This is a genomic window from Phaeobacter sp. G2 (genome assembly GCA_025163595.1).
In the GTDB taxonomy this organism is placed as follows: domain Bacteria; phylum Pseudomonadota; class Alphaproteobacteria; order Rhodobacterales; family Rhodobacteraceae; genus Pseudophaeobacter.
The window spans coordinates 3,109,935-3,127,323 of the sequence record CP104100.1; the positions used below are offsets into that span (position 1 = coordinate 3,109,935).

The window sequence follows — 17,389 nt, forward strand, 5'->3', positions numbered from 1 at the left end:
AAACGTGATCTCGACGCGACCACGACGTTTGTAGCGGCGCTTCCACATAGACACAGAGCACGGCAATATGGGCGTCTGTCTGCACCTTCGCCGAGGCTGGGGTTGCAAGGTCACCCTGCGATCAGATGATTTCATCCTCATCAAACATTGGATCGTCGGCCAGCTGTGTTGAATGTTCATCCATCGCGTCCTCGGCCTGTTCTACTGACCGAACCCGTGCGAGATGGAACACCGCATCGCCTTCGTTCACAATCGGCAAGACCGCGCGCCCGACAATGATACCGCTGAAAGGTGCCTCGATCTCACGTTCCAGTTCTCCAAAGGGATCAGAGACAACACCGAGCAAATCCCCTTTGTGGACCAGTTCACCGTCGGATTTCAGACTGCGAAACAATCCGCCCATCGGCGCGCGCAGCCATTTGCTGGCGGTACAAAACTGCGGCTGCCCCTTGGACGCAGCAACGCCACGCCCTGAAATCATGCTGAGCGATTTCAAGACCCGCAAAATTCCGACCTGCCCAGCGCGCACAGACACCTCGTCAAAGCGCAAGCCTTCGCCAGCTTCATAGAGCAAAACAGGTGTTCCCAGATCTTGGGCCGCCTGCCGCAAAGACCCTTCGCGGATTGTCGATTCCATGATGATTGGCGCCCCAAAGGCATCCGCCAGCTTACGGATCTCGGTTTCACCCGGTGACACCCGCACCTGCGGGTAGTTGGTGCGGTGGATGGCGGCTGAATGCAAATCAATACCGAGATCCGCCCGCGACACAATCTGGGTCAAAAACTGATTGGCCAGTCGCGCAGCAAGCGAGCCGCCTTCGCTGCCGGGAAAGGATCGGTTGAGATCCCGCCTGTCGGGCAAGTAGCGAGATTTGTTGATAAACCCAAATGAGTTCACAATCGGCACCACGATCAATGTCCCGCGCATTCCGCGCAAAGCAGAGGACTTGAGCAAGCGGCGCACGATCTCGATGCCGATCACTTCGTCGCCGTGGATACCGGCGCTGACAAACACCGTGGGCCCGTCTAGTTTCCCATGGACCACATGCACAGACATCATGACCGGTGTGTGATCAGACAAGGAACTGACCGGCAAATCAATGGTCTGGCGGCTACCCGCGGCCACCACTTCACCGCCGATTTCGAACGCAGGCCGTTTGGGCATTAGCCTTTGCCCTTTGTCTTGGTGGCACCGGGCTTTGCGCTCTTCTCGATGAACTCAATGATCTTGCCTGCGATATCAAGGCCGGTTGCCTTTTCGACACCTTCCAGACCGGGAGAGGAGTTCACTTCCATCACCAGCGGCCCATTGTCAGAGCGCAACATATCAACGCCACAGGCATTCAACCCCATCGACTTGGCGGCGCCAACCGCAGTGGCACGTTCGGCAGGCGACAGCTTGATCACCTCAGCTGTGCCCCCGAGATGAAGGTTGGAGCGGAATTCGCCCTCGGCGCCTTTGCGTTTCATCGCTGCCACCACCTTACCGCCAATTACAATCGCGCGGATATCGGTGCCGCCGGCCTCTTTGATAAATTCCTGTACCAGGATATTTGTTTTTGTCGCCCGAAAGGCCTCGATCACGGATTTGGCAGAGCGGTCAGTATCCGCCAAAACCACGCCCATGCCCTGGGTGCCTTCCAGCAGTTTGATGACCAAGGGCGCACTGCCTGCCACTTTCAGAACTTCTTCGGTTTGTTTGGGATCATGGGCAAATGTGGTTGCCGGCAGGCCGATACCATCGCGCGCCAACAGCTGCATTGAGCGCAGCTTGTCACGTGAGCGGCCGATGCCGACGCTTTCGTTCAATGGATAGACACCCATCATTTCAAACTGCCGCAACACTGCCATGCCATAGAAGGTAATGGATGCGCCAATCCGAGGGATCACCGCGTCATAGCCTGTCAGCTTTTCGCCGTTGTAATAGATTTCGGGACGCCGCGACACGATGTTCATGTAGCACCGCAGGGTGTCGACAATTCGAATTTCATGGCCGCGGGCCTCGGCGGCTTCAACCAGGCGTTTATGGGAATAGAGATTCGGATTTCGGGCAAGCATGACAATTTTCATGAAGGCGAGCTCCTTTCATCAGAGTGTTGGGCCGAAACTGGCGTCGTCAGATTGCTTTTGCTGGGATCGACAAGGATATTGTGTCGCCGCAAAGCGGTGCGTCCGACAATCATTCGAAACTTCATGTCTGAGCGCTCAGTCAGCGACAGATCGATCTTCCACAGGCGGCTGCCAATCCGAAACTTGGTTCGAATGATGATACGGGACTGCGGGATGCCACTGGTGTTGCGAATATCCCGTTGGTCGAAAATCGGGCATTCCACATCCGTATCCAGCGCGTCATCATCGAACCGGGTGTGAAACTTGACCCAAGGGACGCCATCGCGTTCAAAGCTCACGATATCGGTCGCATGCAGGGCAGATGTACGCGCCCCGGTGTCTATTTTTGCTTTGAGGTTTCTGAGACCCAGAAGCGGCAGATCGACACGCTCCCGCCAGCCAACAATGAGCATACAACGCATCTCCAGTTTCTCTATCGCATCCACCATGACAGCTTCATGCAGGTGTACCAACCTTATTTGTTGAGCTGGATTAGGTAGATGCTGCAGTCGCGTGCTGCCAGGACCCCGCGCCGAACCTCCCTCAACAGGCCGGTAACTAGACCGTTCTGCAGGTCAGATAAACCCACGCCAACGCAAAACAGTCACCAGCAGCACAAACACCACCAGTATAGCGAAGGCCATACTGCCCAGGATCTCGAGCATACGTCCCTTGCGGCGATCTGCGGTGTCGATCTTTTTCAGGTGGTTTCTCACTTCCCGCGCTGCCTGTTGCAGGGATTTTTCATCCTGGGTCTGGCGCAGCTTTGGATGCTCCAACATCGGCAAAGCGTTGGCCAGACGCATCCCTTGTTTATAAATTCGCCGCGGCAGCTGACGCCGCGCCTTGCCCAAAGCGGATGCCAGATCCCCCGAGACCTCGGCATGGGATCTCAACAACTCCTGCACCTCTTCGATATCGGCAAAGATGTCTTGCGCCATTGATCTGTGCTCCGCTTTTGGGACGCTGTGCTCGCCCCGGTTTCCTGCCCCCAGTAGTTACCGCAAGCGTCCCTGCGCCTCAATGGGTCTGGCCATGCCCTGGCCGCAAGGCTATCACTGGCGCATGCTGAACTACATTCTACATGGTACCCCCACCGATAAACCTCCCTTGCTGGTTGCCCATGGTCTCTATGGATCTGCGCGCAATTGGGGGGTGATCTGCAAACGGCTCGCGGATGAGCGCCAGGTTGTTGCCGTTGATCTGCGCAACCACGGGCAAAGCGCCTGGAGCGACAGCCACAGTTATCCGGAAATGGCCGAAGACCTGGCCGAAGTCATCGCAGCGCACGGGGGCCATATGGATGTGATCGGCCACTCCATGGGCGGCAAAACCGCCATGATGCTGGCCCTCAACCACCCGGAAATGGTGCATCGCCTGATTGTCGCCGATATTGCGCCTGTGCCCTATAGCCACAGTCAAATTCAATTCATCGACGCAATGCGCGCAGTGAATTTTGACCAGGTGGAACGGCGCGGCGATGTTGAGCAACAATTGGCAAAAGCGGGTGTCGAACCCGCCCTGCAGAGCTTTTTCACCCAGTCCCTAGATATCCCCAACAAGGGATGGCGGCTCAACCTGGACACCCTGGCGCGGCATATGCCCGACATCATGTCTTTCCCTGAGACCGAGGCCCAATGGCAGGGATCTGTGCTCTTTCTGTCTGGTGGCAATTCGGACTATGTGCGGCGCGAAGACCGCGACGTCATCCTCGCCCGTTTCCCCAACGCCCGCTTTGCCAAGATCCCCGGGGCCGGTCATTGGCTCCATGCAGAAAAGCCGCGCGCCTTTGAGGCCAATGCCCGCGCCTTTCTCAACGCCTGACTGCCATAAACAGGACCACCCCAAAGTCCGTGAGCTTTGGGGGCCACCTTTTGCCAGATTGGTGGGTCAGTCCCGTGAAACAGTTAGTGGGCTGCGTTCTGATAGAGCTGACGCGCCACCAGCCAGGCCACCGGCAGGCCCAGAACCGCGCCGCCAACGGCCGCAAGCAAGATCGCATTTACCGACACAAATCCAGCCACCAGAACGGCGATAACACCGACGCCAGCCAGGCTACTGCCGATCAGGGAATAAAGAATGGATGCAAGGCGTAACATACAGGCCTCCTCGACTATTGGGTTTCGAATGTGAATCACGTCTTACCCAAATCAGCGCACCCGTTCTTTGATCCGGATCAGTTCACCTCAAAGCCCCATGCCGCGATCGACAGGTTCCTCTACCGGCGCCCCAGCCTCTTTCCAGTCAGCAAAACCACCTAGGTTGTAGACCTCGTCGTACCCCATGTCTTTCAGCAGCTTGCCCGCAAGGGCCGCACGGCCACCACTGGCGCAATGCAGTACCACAGGGCGATCCGCACGCAGGGCCACATCATAAAAGGGGCTGGCAGGATCGGCGCGAAACTCCAACATCCCACGCGGAATATGATGCGATCCAGTCGCGCGTCCCTGCGCTTCCAATTCAGGGGCGTCTCGCACATCGAGCAACAAAGCCCCTCGCGCGATCAACTCCTGCGCCTGGGCCACCGGAATGCGCTCCACTGCCGCATTTGCTTCAGCCATCATCTCTTGCAAGGAAATTGCCATTTATCTCTCCTGGAGCTCATAGGCATCACCGGATGCCTGCCGCTTTGATCCAAGATGGCGCTGTTCGAAAGCTGAGAAAACCCCTGTTCAACGGGATGTGACCATTTGGCCAAAGGCAAATCATACAGGTCAACACCGCGATGTATTGCCCAGTCATCGTCACTCCTGGCGGCGAAACCGTCACGCGGCTTTGTTGATGGCATGGATGCCCCCTCCCGCCGGCATCACAATGTGCCAAGGTGATGTTTTCTGAAGACATCACAGAAGGAGAGAGCAACCATGTCCGAAGTTACCGTTATCGGGATTGATCTTGCAAAGCGCGTTTTCCATTTGCACGGCGCGCGCGACGATGGATCTGTCATGTTCCGCAAGCAGCTTTCACGGGCTCAGCTGCTCGCGTTCATTGCCTAACATCCGAGGTGCATTGTAGCCATGAAAGCTTGCGCCACGGCACACGGGTGGGGGCGCGAATTTGAGACGCTCGGGCATGACGTGCGATTGATCCCGCCGAACTATGTGAAACCTTTCGTGAAACGTCAGAAGAACGATGTGACGGATGCCGAAGCGATTGTGGAGGCAGCATTACGCCCAACCATGCGTTTTGTCCCCGTGAAGACGGAAGATCAGCAAGCGCGCGCCATGCTGTTTCGAACACGGCAGATGTTTGTCGGCCACCCTATGGGCGATGCTGACGAAACAAGTTGAAGCAGCGCGGATTACTGTACATTTAGCCCGTCTCCGAGATGGTCTGGGTTCCGCCGCCGAATGGTAAGCGCGGGCGAACCCAGAGTTTCAGTGATGCGGCGATCCAGGCGGGCCTCAGCCTGAAGGTGCTGTTCGGAATGCCGCTTCGGCAGAGTGAGCCAGTGAAGGCGCCACGGGTTCGAGCCCACTGGCGAACGGGGGTCGTTCAGAGCCTGTTGCGTTTGCCGGGTCTGGATTGGTCTGCGCCGGATTCCAGCACATTGAGCCGAGGTCAAAAGACACTGAACGTGAACCTGCCGTATGGTGGTTCCAAGGGCCCACGGAACCTCCTTGTCGACAGCGCGGGGATCAAGGCCGAAGGCGAAGGCGAGTGGAATGCTCGCAAGCATGGTGGTCCAAAACGTCAGCTCTGGCGCAAGATACACATAGGAATTGACAAAGAAACGCTGGAAGTGCGAGCCGTGGAGGTAACGACCAGCAGTACCTGTCACAGAACCCGCAGGATAACTCCGTCCGGGGAAAGGGAGAGTCTGTCCTTCAGTCGATTTGCGCAACAAAGCCGCTCAGATCTGTTGGCTGAACTTGAGGGTTGTATTAACGATACTGACCCCGCCAAAGCGGGACTTAGGAACAGCCGCCATCAATGCTGATCTGCTGGCCGGAAATGAACCCGGCCTTGTCGCTGGCCAGATAGCCGACGAGGGCGGCAACTTCCGCGACCGTGCCGGCGCGGCGTGCTGGCGTCATTTTGACCAATTCGTCGTAGTTGCTGAGGTTGGTAGTTTCGGCGGTGTCGATCAGCCCCGGGGCCACCACATTGGCGGTGATGCCACGCGAGCCGTATTCCTGGGTCAAGGATTTCATCAGGGGCAGGAACCCGCCCTTTGCAGCGGCGTAGTTGGTCTGGCCGCGATTGCCGCGCACAGCCGTGAGGGAAGACATCGCAATAATGCGCCCCCATCTGCTGCGCAGCATTGGCATGATCAGGGGCCGCACCGCAGAGTAAAAGCTTGTCAGATTGAGGTCGATGACATTTTTCCAGTCGTCAAACGCCATCGCGGCAAAGGGTTTGTCGATTTGCCCACCGACGCAATGCACCACCACCTGTATCGGCCCATCCGCAGCAAGCGCCTCCAGCTGATTGGCGGCCTCGGGGGCCAGAATGTCCAGCTGCAGAGCCACGGCGCTGCCGCCATTTGCCGTGATGTTGTTCACGCAGGTCTGCGCCTGATCCAGATTTTTGTTCGCATGAACAAAGACATGCATCCCCATTGCCGCCAACTCACTGCTCACGGCCTGCCCAATCGGGCTGGATCCGCCTACCACCAAGGCCCGCTTCATTCTGCTTCTCCCTGCATCTTGAGGGTTGCGCGTCCCTCGATGTATCTCTGCCCCTGAGAGCTGATTTCAAAATCATAAAGGGCACCGTTGCCGTCAAAATGCAGCTGACGGGCCGTGATATGCAGATTGTCAGAGCAATCAATCACTGTGGAGGTCAGGAAGTTGACGTTCTGCAGACCAATCAACAGGCCAGTATGGTTGCCTTTCAAATCCCCAATCGAGGCATGGGCCGCTGCTGCTTGTGCCCCAAGCTCAACAAGATTGGCGGCGTATAGGATACCGTTTAACCGCAGTGGGTAATCTACCCCACCGTGAGCCACGCCCAGGCAGTGGATTACCGTGTCGTCGACCGAAATAATCCGTTCAATCAGCCGCATTGCCCCCTTGTGGGGCATGCGTTCCAATACGTCGTCAAAGGTCACAGCAGGGTCACCTCTAGGTTTAAATTCATCCCACCGTTGAGCCCAAGAGTAACATCTCCTGCGTCTCTTTCGACTAGTTTTTCAAACAGGGGAAGGATGGAAAACACCGGGTTCAAGGTTGCAAGCGCTGCTTGGGCATATCTGGTCCGGGGTGGTGTTTCAGCCCGTTGTGCCAGCGAGAAGGCGATGCTGGCAAAGGACTGTGGGCTTTGTCGGCTGGACAGGGCCAGACCGGCACCAGCGGGGCAGGTCAGGAAATGTGATGTATCAAGCGGTGCAGGCAGCGGCGCATCAAACAGCACCACCCCAACAGGGCGCTGTTCAAGCTGCACCTGCAACAGGGCCTTTAGCAGGCTGGATCCTGCGGTATGATCGGCGCCACATATGCTGGTGGCGGCTGTCTTGATGCTCTGTGCAATGGTCCACTGGCCCGAGGCCGCATTATGCACCGAGTTCTGGAACCGTGTGGGTCGGATTGCCATGGTCGGGCCGCGCAGCGCTTCCAGGATCAGCTGTAGGGTCTCGCCTTCTCCATAGGCGGAGCCAAAGACCCAGGCGGCATCCTGTGCCAGTGCCGGGGCAATGTTTTCCGCCGCCTGTATCGCCAGAAGCGTTTGCGGGCTATAGCGCCGACGGGCGCGCGCAGGGATGCTTTCGGGGCTGGGTTTCCAGCTTTCGGGGAAGGTGGTGAAACTGGCGGTCGCAAGTGATTTCGCCAGGGGCTCGGTATGCTCTTTTGAGGGCGCGATCAGCGAAACGGCATCTACAAAGATCTGTGTCTGGGTCATCGGCTTAGCACCAATGCGCAGTTGGAGCCGCCAAAGCCAAATGAGTTGCTGACCACATGTTTCAAAGGTGCGTTGCGGCATTGTGCGGCGACGTTTGGTAGGGCCTTGGGATCCAGTTTTTCGAGGCCGGGGTTGCCGGGAATGATGCCGTGTTCCAGCGCGTAGAGACACAACACCGCCTCGGCGGCACCAGCGGCGCCCAGGGTATGGCCAATGGCGCCTTTCAGAGAGGAGGCGGGGACCTGCGCGCCGATCGCAGAGCTGACGGCCTGAGCTTCGGCCGCGTCATTCACAACCGTGGCGGTGCCATGCAGATTGACGTAGTCGATATCGCCCGCTGTGAGGCCGGCACGTTGGAGCGCCTGACGGATTGCTGTGGCGGCCCCGGCCCCGTCTTCGGGAGGGGTGGACATATTGGTTCCATCCGAGCTTTCGCCAAAACCGCTCATCCGGATGCCGTTTTTACTGTCACGTTCGACGATCAAAAAGGCTGCGGCCTCGCCGATGGACAGGCCATCACGGTTGCTGTCACAGGGTTTACAGGGGCTGCGTGAGATCAGTTCCAGGGACTCAAACCCATTGAGCGAAGTCAGGCAGAGACTGTCGACACCGCCAACCAGCACCGCATCACAAAGACCGGCTTCGATGAGTTGATAGGCGTCAACCAGCGCCTTTGCGGAGGAGGAGCAGGCGGTTGAAATCGAATAGCTTGGACCCTGGAAATCCAGATAGTCCTGCAGAAAAGCCGCAACAGCCTGTTGGCTGTCATGATGGCGCATCGAATAGCTTTTGGGCATTGGAGCGTCGTCATCCCGCGCGCGATAAACACGTTCCAGCATCTCAACGCCCGCGGTGGAGGTGCCTATGACGATGCCACAGCGTAGCGCGCCCCATTTTTCCCTCGTTGCCAGTGCAGCCTGATCAAAGCCATCGCTTCCCAGTGCGGCCAGGGCCAGGCGGTTGGCTCGATTGTCATAGGCGCTCAGCTCAACCGGAAAGCGGAGGTCGGCCAGGTCATCAACTTCACCGAGAAAACAACTGAAGGGCAGGTCCAGATGATGCTCTGCGCGCAACCCGGAGGTGCCATTACGCAGCGCCGTCACATGGGCGGCATGTCCGCGACCCAGGCAGGACACAAGCGTGCTATGGGAAATGCCGATATTATTGGCACCTGGTAAATTCGTCATAGGTCTTCATTTCGTTTTGTCTGTGCAAGAGTCAGAAACAGCATCAACATCAATCCCATAGTCACTGTTGCACCTATCTGATGAAGGATCTGAACTTCAGAAAGAGAAAGAACAAGGAAGGCGATCAGGGTGGATCCCGCGCATACAAAGACTGATCTGGCAGAGGTCTTGCTGTCTTTGTCTCCCTTCATGCCGGTCAGGATGAGATCATAATCCACGCCAATTCCCACAACAAGAGCCATAGCGACGATGTGAAAGATGCTGAACGCACCGTAAACCGCGATGATGATGCAGGCGCTGCCGCCCAGAACCGCGCAGCAAGTACGGAAAATGCGCAGGGCTTCACTCCGGCTGCCCAGTCCAACAGCCAGCACCCCCATACCGCAGAGCAATCCAGCAAGAAGCCAGGAGGCAATGCGATTGCGCAGATCTGTCATGGTTTGGCGAATGGGGGCCAGTAGGTCGACCAGCTCAGCGCCTGGGGTGGTGAGGGTCAGATCCAACTGAGAGCTGCCCTGTGGCAAGACCAGTTCAACCCTTTCCTTCCAGCGCCCCTCTGAGACCGACAGCCGCCTGGCCAAGCCCTGCAATTCCGGAAACCTGCTCAGGTCTTCCGGCTGCAGGCCTGGGGCCAGGAGGGCGCGTTCAAACGCAAGGGTCTGTTGCTCGGCAAAGGCGACGGCCATGCCTGCCTGCTCCAGTGCCAGTTCTGCCTCGGCTTGGAAGTCGGAAACTGAGCTGTGAAGGGCGCGCGAGGGGGAGAGCCATTGAGAGAGCATCTGATACGAGTGCAAATCCCCGTCTTCGATAGCCTGATCCAATTTCGCTGCCAGTTGCACCTCGTTTTCAAGCAGCGCGCTGAGCGTTTCGCCCTCTACGTCGATGGCATATGTGCTGGAGGGCAGGACCAGTTTTTGGTTCAATTCCGCCAGCTCTGTGCGGATGTGCTCTGGCGGTTCAAAGAGAGTGATGGGGGGTGGTTGATTAAACAGTACCACTGTGACGAGCCCAGCCCCAATGAGCGTGGCCTCGATCCAGGCCTTGGCAGGCAGGTAAAAGCCAAAGGCGCTGAGCGCGACGCCGCGTATTTCCGCCCTTTTGGGCACGGGCATCACGACGGAGGCAATGGCGGCGACGGACAGCCCGACCAGGATAAAGACCCCGGCTTGAACCAATGCGGGAACCTGTGTGCCAACCATGGCCAAAAACGAAAGCCCGGTGGTGGCAGCGCCCAGCAGGATCAGCCTATTGGCCTTGCTGCGGCGACTGCCATGATGGGCCATGACATGGATCGGATAGTCCAGTGCCAGCCCCAAAAGAACGCCACCAAAGGCCAGGGCCAGAATATGCACCGAGCCAAATGCCAGATTGACCACGCCAATGGCTGCGGCCACTCCCAGGGCGAGGGGGAGAAAGGTATGCACCACCAAGACCACCGAGCGCAGTGACCAGATCAGCCAAATCACCAAAAGCAGGCTGGCGATAGTTGAGGCGCGCGCCGAGGCTGTGGAGTTGAACTGGGTGGTCTCTGCGGCGATCACCCGGACCCCTAGCAGATGCGCCGTCATCCCCTCATGAGCAGCAAGGTCACGCAGTGCCGATGACCAATCCTGTAGCGCCTGGGCGTCAAAGGGGAACTGTACCAAGCGGATATGCAGAATTGCTGCGGAGTTATCATTGGATTGCCAAACGCCGTTTACAACCGGGAAGGCGTCTCCGGGGCTCTCAAACCGCTTTATGATGCGCCAATAGCTTCCTGTTGGATCCCGCAGGAAACGGTCCCCAAACACAATGCTGGCCGCATCGGAAAAATAGTCTTTTGCCTCTACGAGCCGCCGAACCATGCCCGGGCTCTCCAGATCCGACTGTGCTGGCGGGGCCAGCTTGAGCCGGTTTTCCCAGACCCAGCTGTCAAATTCTTCCGAGGGGGCCGGCGTGGTGACAAGAACCTCATCGACCAAAGGGTCTTGCCTCAGGTGGTGTGCAATTGCTTTTGCTGCTCTGTTGCGCTGGGAGACCTGCGGGTGGCTGAGCGCGACAAGCACATCCAGCCCGGTACCATCGGTGAGAGAGGGGAGGCCGGCATTGTCCCCGACGGTCAGGGCCTCGGTGTCAGAGCTGATCGTGACCCAGGGCGCCAAGAGCAACACCAGTCCGATCAGACCCAGAACAGCCAAGGTAATCCGCGTCATTGCGACACAAACCTGATTTGACGGTTTTGATTGCCTGCCATTTCAAGGTCGATGGCCTGCAAGGTCTCACCACAGCCGGAAAAGACAATGCTGCCGCCGCCATTTTGGCGCAGCGAAATGCGGGCGGTCCAACCCGTTGATGTGGATGTAATCTTATGGGGCAGCGGCGGCAGCTCAGAAATGCCCTGATTGAACACTGCCGCTTGCAGGACAGTGAAAAACGCATGCATGCGTTTGGGAATTGCGCGGGTGATCTCTGTTCCGTCACGCTGGATGGTGATGGTCTTGGCGCCGATTGTCATCTCTTCTGCTTTGGGCGTGATTTGCCGCCGCACCAGGGATTTATCGCGGGTCAGGACAAAGACACCGCCATTTTGGACTGCAGTGCCAAAGGCCGGATGTACAATGGTTTCCACGTAGGCCACTGAGCCGTCCACAGAAATGGGCTCTGCCCTCAAGGCGAGCTCCAGCGTTGCAGGGGCCGGCTGCGAGCAGCTTGGCTCAGCGGCGCCAGATATCGAAGAAGTTGAACCAGTTATAAGGATCGACGCGACACCAGCCTTCAAGAGCCTTTGCATAGTCCTGCGCCATATGTGCAGCGGCTTCAGCGCGCTCGGGTCGTGGCACAGGCGCCCCATCATAGAACTGTGTGAATTCAGCGGCATAGTGGTCTCTGGATTCCCATCTGGCGAAACTAAGGATAATTGGAACCCTGGCTGCCATTGCAGTCAGGTAGGGGGATAGGGGCACTTCTATATCATCGCCCAGAAATGAGACATCCTGTTTTGCACGTACAGTCGCATCGGGCAGCCGATCCCCCAGAATAGCCACAAACTCGCCGCGGCTCAGGGCATCAGAGACCTGGATCATCGCCATGGGGCCATTTTCCAAAGCGATGATCTTTTCACTGACGTCCGGGTTGATGCCCTCCAAAATGCCGGTGCTTTTGCTGGCGTGTTGCGTGAACATCATATAGCGAACGGACAGGCCTGGAAGTTCACGATCCAACGCTCTGAGGGCTTCAAAACTACCGTAATGCGCGCCCAGCAACACGGCCCCTTTGCCCTGGTTTACAAGGTCTTGAATAGGCTCCGCACCGCGCGTCGACACGGTAAACTGCTCAACCCCGCGCCCCAACAACCGCACCCGGTCAAAGAAGGCATGACTGAAAGTCCTGGCGTGCCGCATGCGTTCCAATAGCGTTGGTGCGCGGCCCAGAATGCGGGTGAGAAAGGCGATCGAGGCTCGGGTGCTCAACCGTCGTTTGTCGATCGCAAAGACCAATGCAATACCCCAGAGCAGGGGCACGTATATCAGGCTTGGGGGTCTGCTTGCCAGTAGCCGCATGAATTTCAACTGCCACAAAGACCCAGATTCCCTGGCTTTGGTCCAGCCAGTCGCCTGGTCCACCCCGGTTTCTTGCTCAGCCATTGGTCGGCCGCAGTTCTACCCGCGCATTTGCCAGGGTTTCTGTCCCTGAGATCCACGCAAGTTTCGCAAGGGTGCCCCCTGCCCCTATTTCCAAGGTGATTTCATACGGCTGATCTGGGATGAGTTGGCGCAGAAACTTCATGCGTTGAACGCATTTAATCTCATATCCGATGTCGCGTAAGGCCTGTTCGGCCAGCCCCAACAGAACCGCCCCGGGAACAATTGGGTTCCCGGGGAAATGGCCGTCCAGGCACCTGGACTTGGGATCAACGCCCTCTGATCTGATCAGCTGCACAGCCAAGCCTCCGAGCAGATGTGCCGGATCGGATAGTTGGGGGTTACTTTAGGCAAAAGATCACATCGTTGGTCAGGTTTTCGATCCAGCTGTTGTAGCGTTTGTGGATGGTGTTCTTTTCGGCGTCGAATTTCATGTTCTTTGAGTCTCTGTAAGAGATCTTGAAGGCCTGGCTGCTGTATTCAACGTCAACTTCAACATAATGTTTGCCGCGCACCGTCAGTTGGCCGATCAACTTGCCTTGTGCGACACGGCTGAACTTCCAGCCACGTGCCGAGCTGCAGGTTTTAAGGGCATTCTCCACACCACGGATCGTGGTGTTCTTTGATGTCACTTCGCTGAGCTGAACATAGGACGTCCGGACTTTCTGCAGAGCCGCCGCGGTTGTCGCTGTCAGCGGTTGCAGGGCAAGGGCGCCCAGGAAGGCATAGGTCAAAAGTTTCATTTCGTCTCTCCTCGATTATGTTTCTGGTCAATAAGTCCCAAGGCCTTCAAAAAGCCCATTGGGCGCAGGCCTCTAAGAAGTAGAAATTCGGTGACGAGCCCAAACAGCCGCATGAAGTCACGCAGGGGGTCAAAGTGGCTTGGGCGCAGGACAAAGCCCTCATAGCGGGCTTTCAGGGGCACGTATTCAAAGGGAATTCCCTTCTCCGCAGCATAGAGCAGTGCGGCGGTTTCAAATTTGAACCCCCCAATATGGCGCCTGGGAATGTCCAGCCGCTTCAATGCGGTCGCGGGGTAGAGCCGCATGCCACATTGGGCGTCCTTGATCCGGCGGCCGCAGGCCCAGCCAATAAAGAAGTTGCCAAATTTGATGCCTTTGCGGCGGGACCCGGGCATGTTTTCCATATCGGCAGAGCGATCCCCCATGACAATGGCCAGGGGATTATCCTGATGCTGCGCCAGAAATTTGGGGATATCCGCAGGGTCGTGCTGCATATCAGCATCCAGCACGATCACTGCCGTTGCACCTTTGTCCAGTGCCGACTGGAAGCCTTCGACCAGGCGATCCCCCTTGCCCAGGTTGATCTCGTGACGCAGCACAGTAGCTCCGGTATTGGATAAGGAGCCCGCCGTGCCATCCGTTGATCCATCATCGACCACAATGACCTTGTCCACCAAAGGGATGGTTTCCTCGACCACCTGCCGAACGGTCAGGATCTCGTTGTGTGCCGGGATCAGAGCAAAAGGACTGGCCATGAGGGATCAGCGTCCGTTATCGGCGCGCGACATATTCGGAAAAACAGCCCAGCAACGAGTTGTGCTCGACCGTTGTGAACCCGGCTTTGCGCAGGCTGTCCAATACGTTTTCTATTGGTACCATCTGATCCATGGATTCCCAGTAATAGCGCATCAGACGAAACACATTGCGGTCTCTGGTCAGGATCATCGCCACTGTCGGCAGGATATGCTTGAAGTAGAGGCGGAACAGGGCCTTGGGAATGGCTTTTTCTGGTACTGTCACATCCATGATCAGCACCTTGCCGCCGTCTTTCAGAACCCGGTGATATTCAGTGAAACTGTCATCTAGGCTGTCCACATGACGCAGGGCAAACCCCATGGTCAGAAAGTCGAAGCTTTGGTTTTCAACGGGCAGTTTTTCTGCTGTGGACTGGTGAAAAGTGACCGGAACACGTTTCTTGGCCTCTGCGATCATGCCGGCCGAGGGTTCAACGCATTCAATCTGTTTGGGGTCATCCAGAATGGTCATCAGCGCCCGTGCCACCTGACCGGTGCCGGTGGCAACATCAAGCACCCGCATCTCGGAGGTCACACCATTGCGGCGCAGGGCCTCGCGGCGATACCAGTCGCCAGAGCCGAACCAGCCCCATTTTGCGATGGCCTCATAGTTTTTAGCAGTGTCGTCAAACACCTGACGCAGGAAGGCCTGCTTTTCTGCGTGTGACTCGTAATACTCACCAACTACGATTGGTTTGTTGCCGTCGGACATTGATAAGACCTTGTCGCCTAGATATTCGGCCAAAACTCTCGAATCAGATCCTTGGCTCTTCAGCGCAACTTATACCAGTAGAGAAATCAAGCCTGCCAGCCCTGCAAGGTGCTAAACCTACACGGCGCAGTGGTTTTAAAAGGTGTTTGTTGCGTTACATTCGACGTGTATAGACGGTTTTGCCCTCGTACCAAGCTGATGGAAGTCATGAATACCTTTGCCCACGAAGAAAACGTTCAGTCAAAACGGCTTTTGCCATATTTAGCTGCCTGGCTAAGAACCCGTGTCTATGAAGCCTTCGTTTTCCTGGTCAGTATTACAGCAGGCGCCTGCATCATTTTTTACCTGCATTGGCGGCCAACGCCGGTATTGGTGCGCCGATTGCTTCGGTTTTGGTCATGTGGGTATATTTATGGTGCCAAATACATCCTTGGGGTGACTTACAAGATCGAAGGTCGGGAACACATTCCCGCTGGGCCTGTGATCTATATGGGCAATCACCTTACCGCCTGGGAATCTGTGATGATGACGGTGCTGGTGCCCCATGTGAACATGGTGACCAAGCGCGCTGCTATGTCTATTCCGGTGTTCGGTTGGGGTTTGAAACATGCGCCAATGACCCCCATTGATCCCGAGACCCCAGGCAAGAACATCCGCCGCCTGTTGAAAGAGGGTAAGGCCTCGATCCGCGAAGGTAGGAGTATGGTCATTTTTCCAGAAGGGTCCCGCGTTCCCATCGGAGAAACCCGCCCCTACGCGCGTGGGTTTGAGATCCTGTACAAACACTGCGGTGTGCCGGTTGTGCCTTTTGTGACGGATTCAGGTCTTCATTGGCCATCGGGCTACGCGACAAAACCACCCGCAGTGATTACGTTGCGGTTTCTGCCGCCCATCGAAGCGGGCAAAAACCCAAATGAATTTGCAGCAGAGCTGGAAGAAAGCGTTCGCACGGAGGCGGCAAAACTGATGGCTCCGCAGGTATAAGCCTGCGAGCCAAAATTCGCGGACCTGAGCCAAAGCGCACAGAGAGCGGGCTAGCTCTGCAATCCGGCTTTTTTCAACAGTTCTAGCGTTGTTGCGCGGGTGATCTTTCCGGTAGCAGAGCGGGGAATTTCGGGTAAAAATAACAGCTTTTTAGGAACAAAGGCTGCATCGAGATGGCGCAAGAGGTGGCGGCGCACCAGGCTGCGTATCTCAGACTCTGACAGGGAACTGTCCAGAGGCGGCACCACTGCTATGGCCAGGGCATCGGTCTCGCTGCGCTTGTCGTGCAGGAAAACCCCATCGGATATTTCGGAAACCTCCGAAAGGATCGCATTCAAGGCCGCAAGCCTGTTCCGCTTTCCTCGCACGCTCACCATGTCGCCGGCGCGGCCAAGCAGGGTAAAGCGCCCATCGGGATGTTGCTCGATCTCGTCTTCCAGCGCGATAGGTTCTGGCAGATGCGGTGCAGAGGCCAGGCAGATGGCCTGCGCCTTTTTCAGCTCAAACCCAGCCGAGAGGCTCCAAGCCTGTTCATGTGCGGTTTGTCGCAGCGCCATGGAGCCGGTCTCGGTGCTGCCATATATCTCCATGACCTTCAGGTTTTCTCTGCGGGCCAGTTTCTGAGCCAGCGCCTGAGGGAAGGGCGCTGTGGCGGAGAGCACGCAGATGATTTCCGGTGCGGCCAAAATGGCAGCCTCAAGAAACCGCAGATGTGCAGGGCTGGTGATCAGTACAAGTTTGGAAATTCCGCAGGCGCGCGCCGCCTCAACCGCCGCTTCCAGGTCGGCGGGATAAAAAATGGTGTCCCGATAGGTCGCATGACCAAAACCAAGCGTGGCAAAGATTGTGGCTTCCAGCCCGTACATATGACCATGCGGCGTGGTGCCCAGCAGGCCGACCTCTGATGGGGACGCATCCAGATCCTGAATGATCTGATCGGTTATCGCCGCACCGCCGCGTAGCATCTTCCAGGTTTTGACGTTACATTTTGGCTGCTTGGTCGAGCCTGAGCTATAAACGCGAATTTCTGTGGAACTGTCTTGCAGCAGTGTTGCAAAGTCCCGAACCTCTACCTGTCCGGGCTGCGCAGCTTCAAACGACAGGCGGGGTGCAAGCGCGTCATGATCTGCGTTGGTGCTCAGAATGACTGGGGCGGGCGCATCGGAAATCGCGGAGCGGATCGCCTCTGGTGCCAGCGAAGGCGGCAGGACAATCGTTTGTTTGTTCAACAACCCGGCGACAATGCCGAGGGAGAATTGGTAGCGATCCTGAAACAGGTTGCAGATCGATCCCGCCCCCTGCACCTGACCGCGCAGGGCAGCAATATCGGTGACAAATTGCTTTTGATCAATAGTGCCATCTTTTGAAAAGAACAGGTTTCTGTCTGCTGCATACATGT

Annotated in this window: 19 protein-coding genes and 2 pseudogenes; 4 read left to right on the forward strand and 17 right to left on the reverse strand. The window is 57.1% G+C overall.

What is annotated here, in order from left to right; translation table 11 throughout:
* Positions 1–121: 121 nt before the first annotated feature.
* The 4 genes from N1037_14795 to N1037_14810 form a co-directional block, all read right to left on the reverse strand.
* On the reverse strand, positions 122–1,165 hold the full coding sequence (locus N1037_14795; protein UWS78534.1) for a M14 family metallopeptidase: 1,044 nt from the start codon (positions 1,163–1,165) through the stop codon (positions 122–124).
* Positions 1,165–2,070: a 30S ribosomal protein S6--L-glutamate ligase gene (rimK, locus tag N1037_14800; GenBank protein ID UWS78535.1), complete on the reverse strand. Its 906-nt coding sequence runs from the start codon at positions 2,068–2,070 to the stop codon at positions 1,165–1,167. Before rimK ends, N1037_14795 begins: the two co-directional genes overlap by 1 nt.
* A complete protein-coding gene (locus N1037_14805; GenBank protein ID UWS78536.1) occupies positions 2,067–2,558 on the reverse strand; it encodes a RimK/LysX family protein in 492 nt (163 codons plus the stop codon). Before N1037_14805 ends, rimK begins: the two co-directional genes overlap by 4 nt.
* A 126-nt stretch (positions 2,559–2,684) precedes the next feature.
* A complete protein-coding gene (locus N1037_14810; GenBank protein UWS78537.1) occupies positions 2,685–3,050 on the reverse strand; it encodes a hypothetical protein in 366 nt (121 codons plus the stop codon).
* Positions 3,051–3,174: 124 nt separating this feature from the next.
* On the opposite strand from N1037_14810, the gene N1037_14815 reads away from it, so the two are divergent.
* Positions 3,175–3,933, forward strand: a complete 759-nt coding sequence (locus N1037_14815; protein UWS81371.1) for an alpha/beta fold hydrolase — start codon at positions 3,175–3,177, stop codon at positions 3,931–3,933.
* Between the two features lie 83 nt (positions 3,934–4,016).
* Here N1037_14815 and N1037_14820 read toward each other — a convergent pair whose 3' ends face one another.
* A complete protein-coding gene (locus N1037_14820) occupies positions 4,017–4,208 on the reverse strand; it encodes a hypothetical protein (GenBank protein UWS78538.1) in 192 nt (63 codons plus the stop codon).
* Between the two features lie 87 nt (positions 4,209–4,295).
* On the reverse strand, positions 4,296–4,694 hold the full coding sequence (locus N1037_14825; protein ID UWS78539.1) for a rhodanese-like domain-containing protein: 399 nt from the start codon (positions 4,692–4,694) through the stop codon (positions 4,296–4,298).
* Positions 4,695–4,973: 279 nt separating this feature from the next.
* On the opposite strand from N1037_14825, the pseudogene N1037_14830 reads away from it, so the two are divergent.
* Positions 4,974–5,363 (forward strand): annotated as a pseudogene (locus N1037_14830) (transposase).
* 32 nt (positions 5,364–5,395) lie between these two features.
* Positions 5,396–5,881: pseudogene (locus tag N1037_14835) on the forward strand (transposase).
* Between the two features lie 142 nt (positions 5,882–6,023).
* Here the strand turns inward: N1037_14835 and N1037_14840 are convergent.
* The 10 genes from N1037_14840 to N1037_14885 all read right to left on the reverse strand — a co-directional run bounded on the left by N1037_14840 (position 6,024) and on the right by N1037_14885 (position 15,006).
* A complete protein-coding gene (locus N1037_14840; protein ID UWS78540.1) occupies positions 6,024–6,740 on the reverse strand; it encodes an SDR family oxidoreductase in 717 nt (238 codons plus the stop codon).
* Complete coding sequence (locus N1037_14845) at positions 6,737–7,162, reverse strand: hypothetical protein (GenBank protein ID UWS78541.1); 426 nt, start codon at positions 7,160–7,162, stop codon at positions 6,737–6,739. Before N1037_14845 ends, N1037_14840 begins: the two co-directional genes overlap by 4 nt.
* The gene (locus tag N1037_14850; protein UWS78542.1) at positions 7,159–7,950 is read right to left on the reverse strand and encodes a beta-ketoacyl synthase chain length factor; all 792 of its coding nucleotides are present in this window, start codon (positions 7,948–7,950) and stop codon (positions 7,159–7,161) included. Before N1037_14850 ends, N1037_14845 begins: the two co-directional genes overlap by 4 nt.
* Positions 7,947–9,137 carry a beta-ketoacyl-ACP synthase gene (locus tag N1037_14855; protein ID UWS78543.1) on the reverse strand — a complete coding sequence of 397 codons (1,191 nt, stop codon included), beginning with the start codon at positions 9,135–9,137 and terminating at the stop codon, positions 7,947–7,949. Before N1037_14855 ends, N1037_14850 begins: the two co-directional genes overlap by 4 nt.
* Positions 9,134–11,329, reverse strand: coding sequence for an MMPL family transporter (locus N1037_14860; GenBank protein UWS78544.1), 2,196 nt, complete (start codon positions 11,327–11,329; stop codon positions 9,134–9,136). Before N1037_14860 ends, N1037_14855 begins: the two co-directional genes overlap by 4 nt.
* Positions 11,326–11,787, reverse strand: coding sequence for a hypothetical protein (locus tag N1037_14865; GenBank protein UWS78545.1), 462 nt, complete (start codon positions 11,785–11,787; stop codon positions 11,326–11,328). The genes N1037_14860 and N1037_14865 overlap by 4 nt, the downstream gene beginning before the upstream one ends.
* Before the next feature lie 43 nt (positions 11,788–11,830).
* Positions 11,831–12,760: a hypothetical protein gene (locus N1037_14870; GenBank protein ID UWS78546.1), complete on the reverse strand. Its 930-nt coding sequence runs from the start codon at positions 12,758–12,760 to the stop codon at positions 11,831–11,833.
* Between the two features lie 338 nt (positions 12,761–13,098).
* Positions 13,099–13,500, reverse strand: coding sequence for a hypothetical protein (locus tag N1037_14875; protein ID UWS78547.1), 402 nt, complete (start codon positions 13,498–13,500; stop codon positions 13,099–13,101).
* Entirely contained in the window at positions 13,497–14,255 is a 759-nt protein-coding gene (locus N1037_14880) for a glycosyltransferase family 2 protein (GenBank protein ID UWS78548.1), read from the reverse strand. The genes N1037_14875 and N1037_14880 overlap by 4 nt, the downstream gene beginning before the upstream one ends.
* A 16-nt stretch (positions 14,256–14,271) precedes the next feature.
* Complete coding sequence (locus N1037_14885; protein UWS78549.1) at positions 14,272–15,006, reverse strand: class I SAM-dependent methyltransferase; 735 nt, start codon at positions 15,004–15,006, stop codon at positions 14,272–14,274.
* Positions 15,007–15,213: 207 nt separating this feature from the next.
* Here N1037_14885 and N1037_14890 point away from each other — a divergent pair, with 207 nt between their 5' ends.
* Positions 15,214–15,990, forward strand: a complete 777-nt coding sequence (locus N1037_14890) for a 1-acyl-sn-glycerol-3-phosphate acyltransferase (protein UWS78550.1) — start codon at positions 15,214–15,216, stop codon at positions 15,988–15,990.
* Positions 15,991–16,040: 50 nt separating this feature from the next.
* Here the strand turns inward: N1037_14890 and N1037_14895 are convergent, their stop codons facing one another.
* The gene (locus N1037_14895; protein UWS78551.1) at positions 16,041–17,387 is read right to left on the reverse strand and encodes an AMP-binding protein; all 1,347 of its coding nucleotides are present in this window, start codon (positions 17,385–17,387) and stop codon (positions 16,041–16,043) included.
* Positions 17,388–17,389 lie beyond the last annotated feature (2 nt).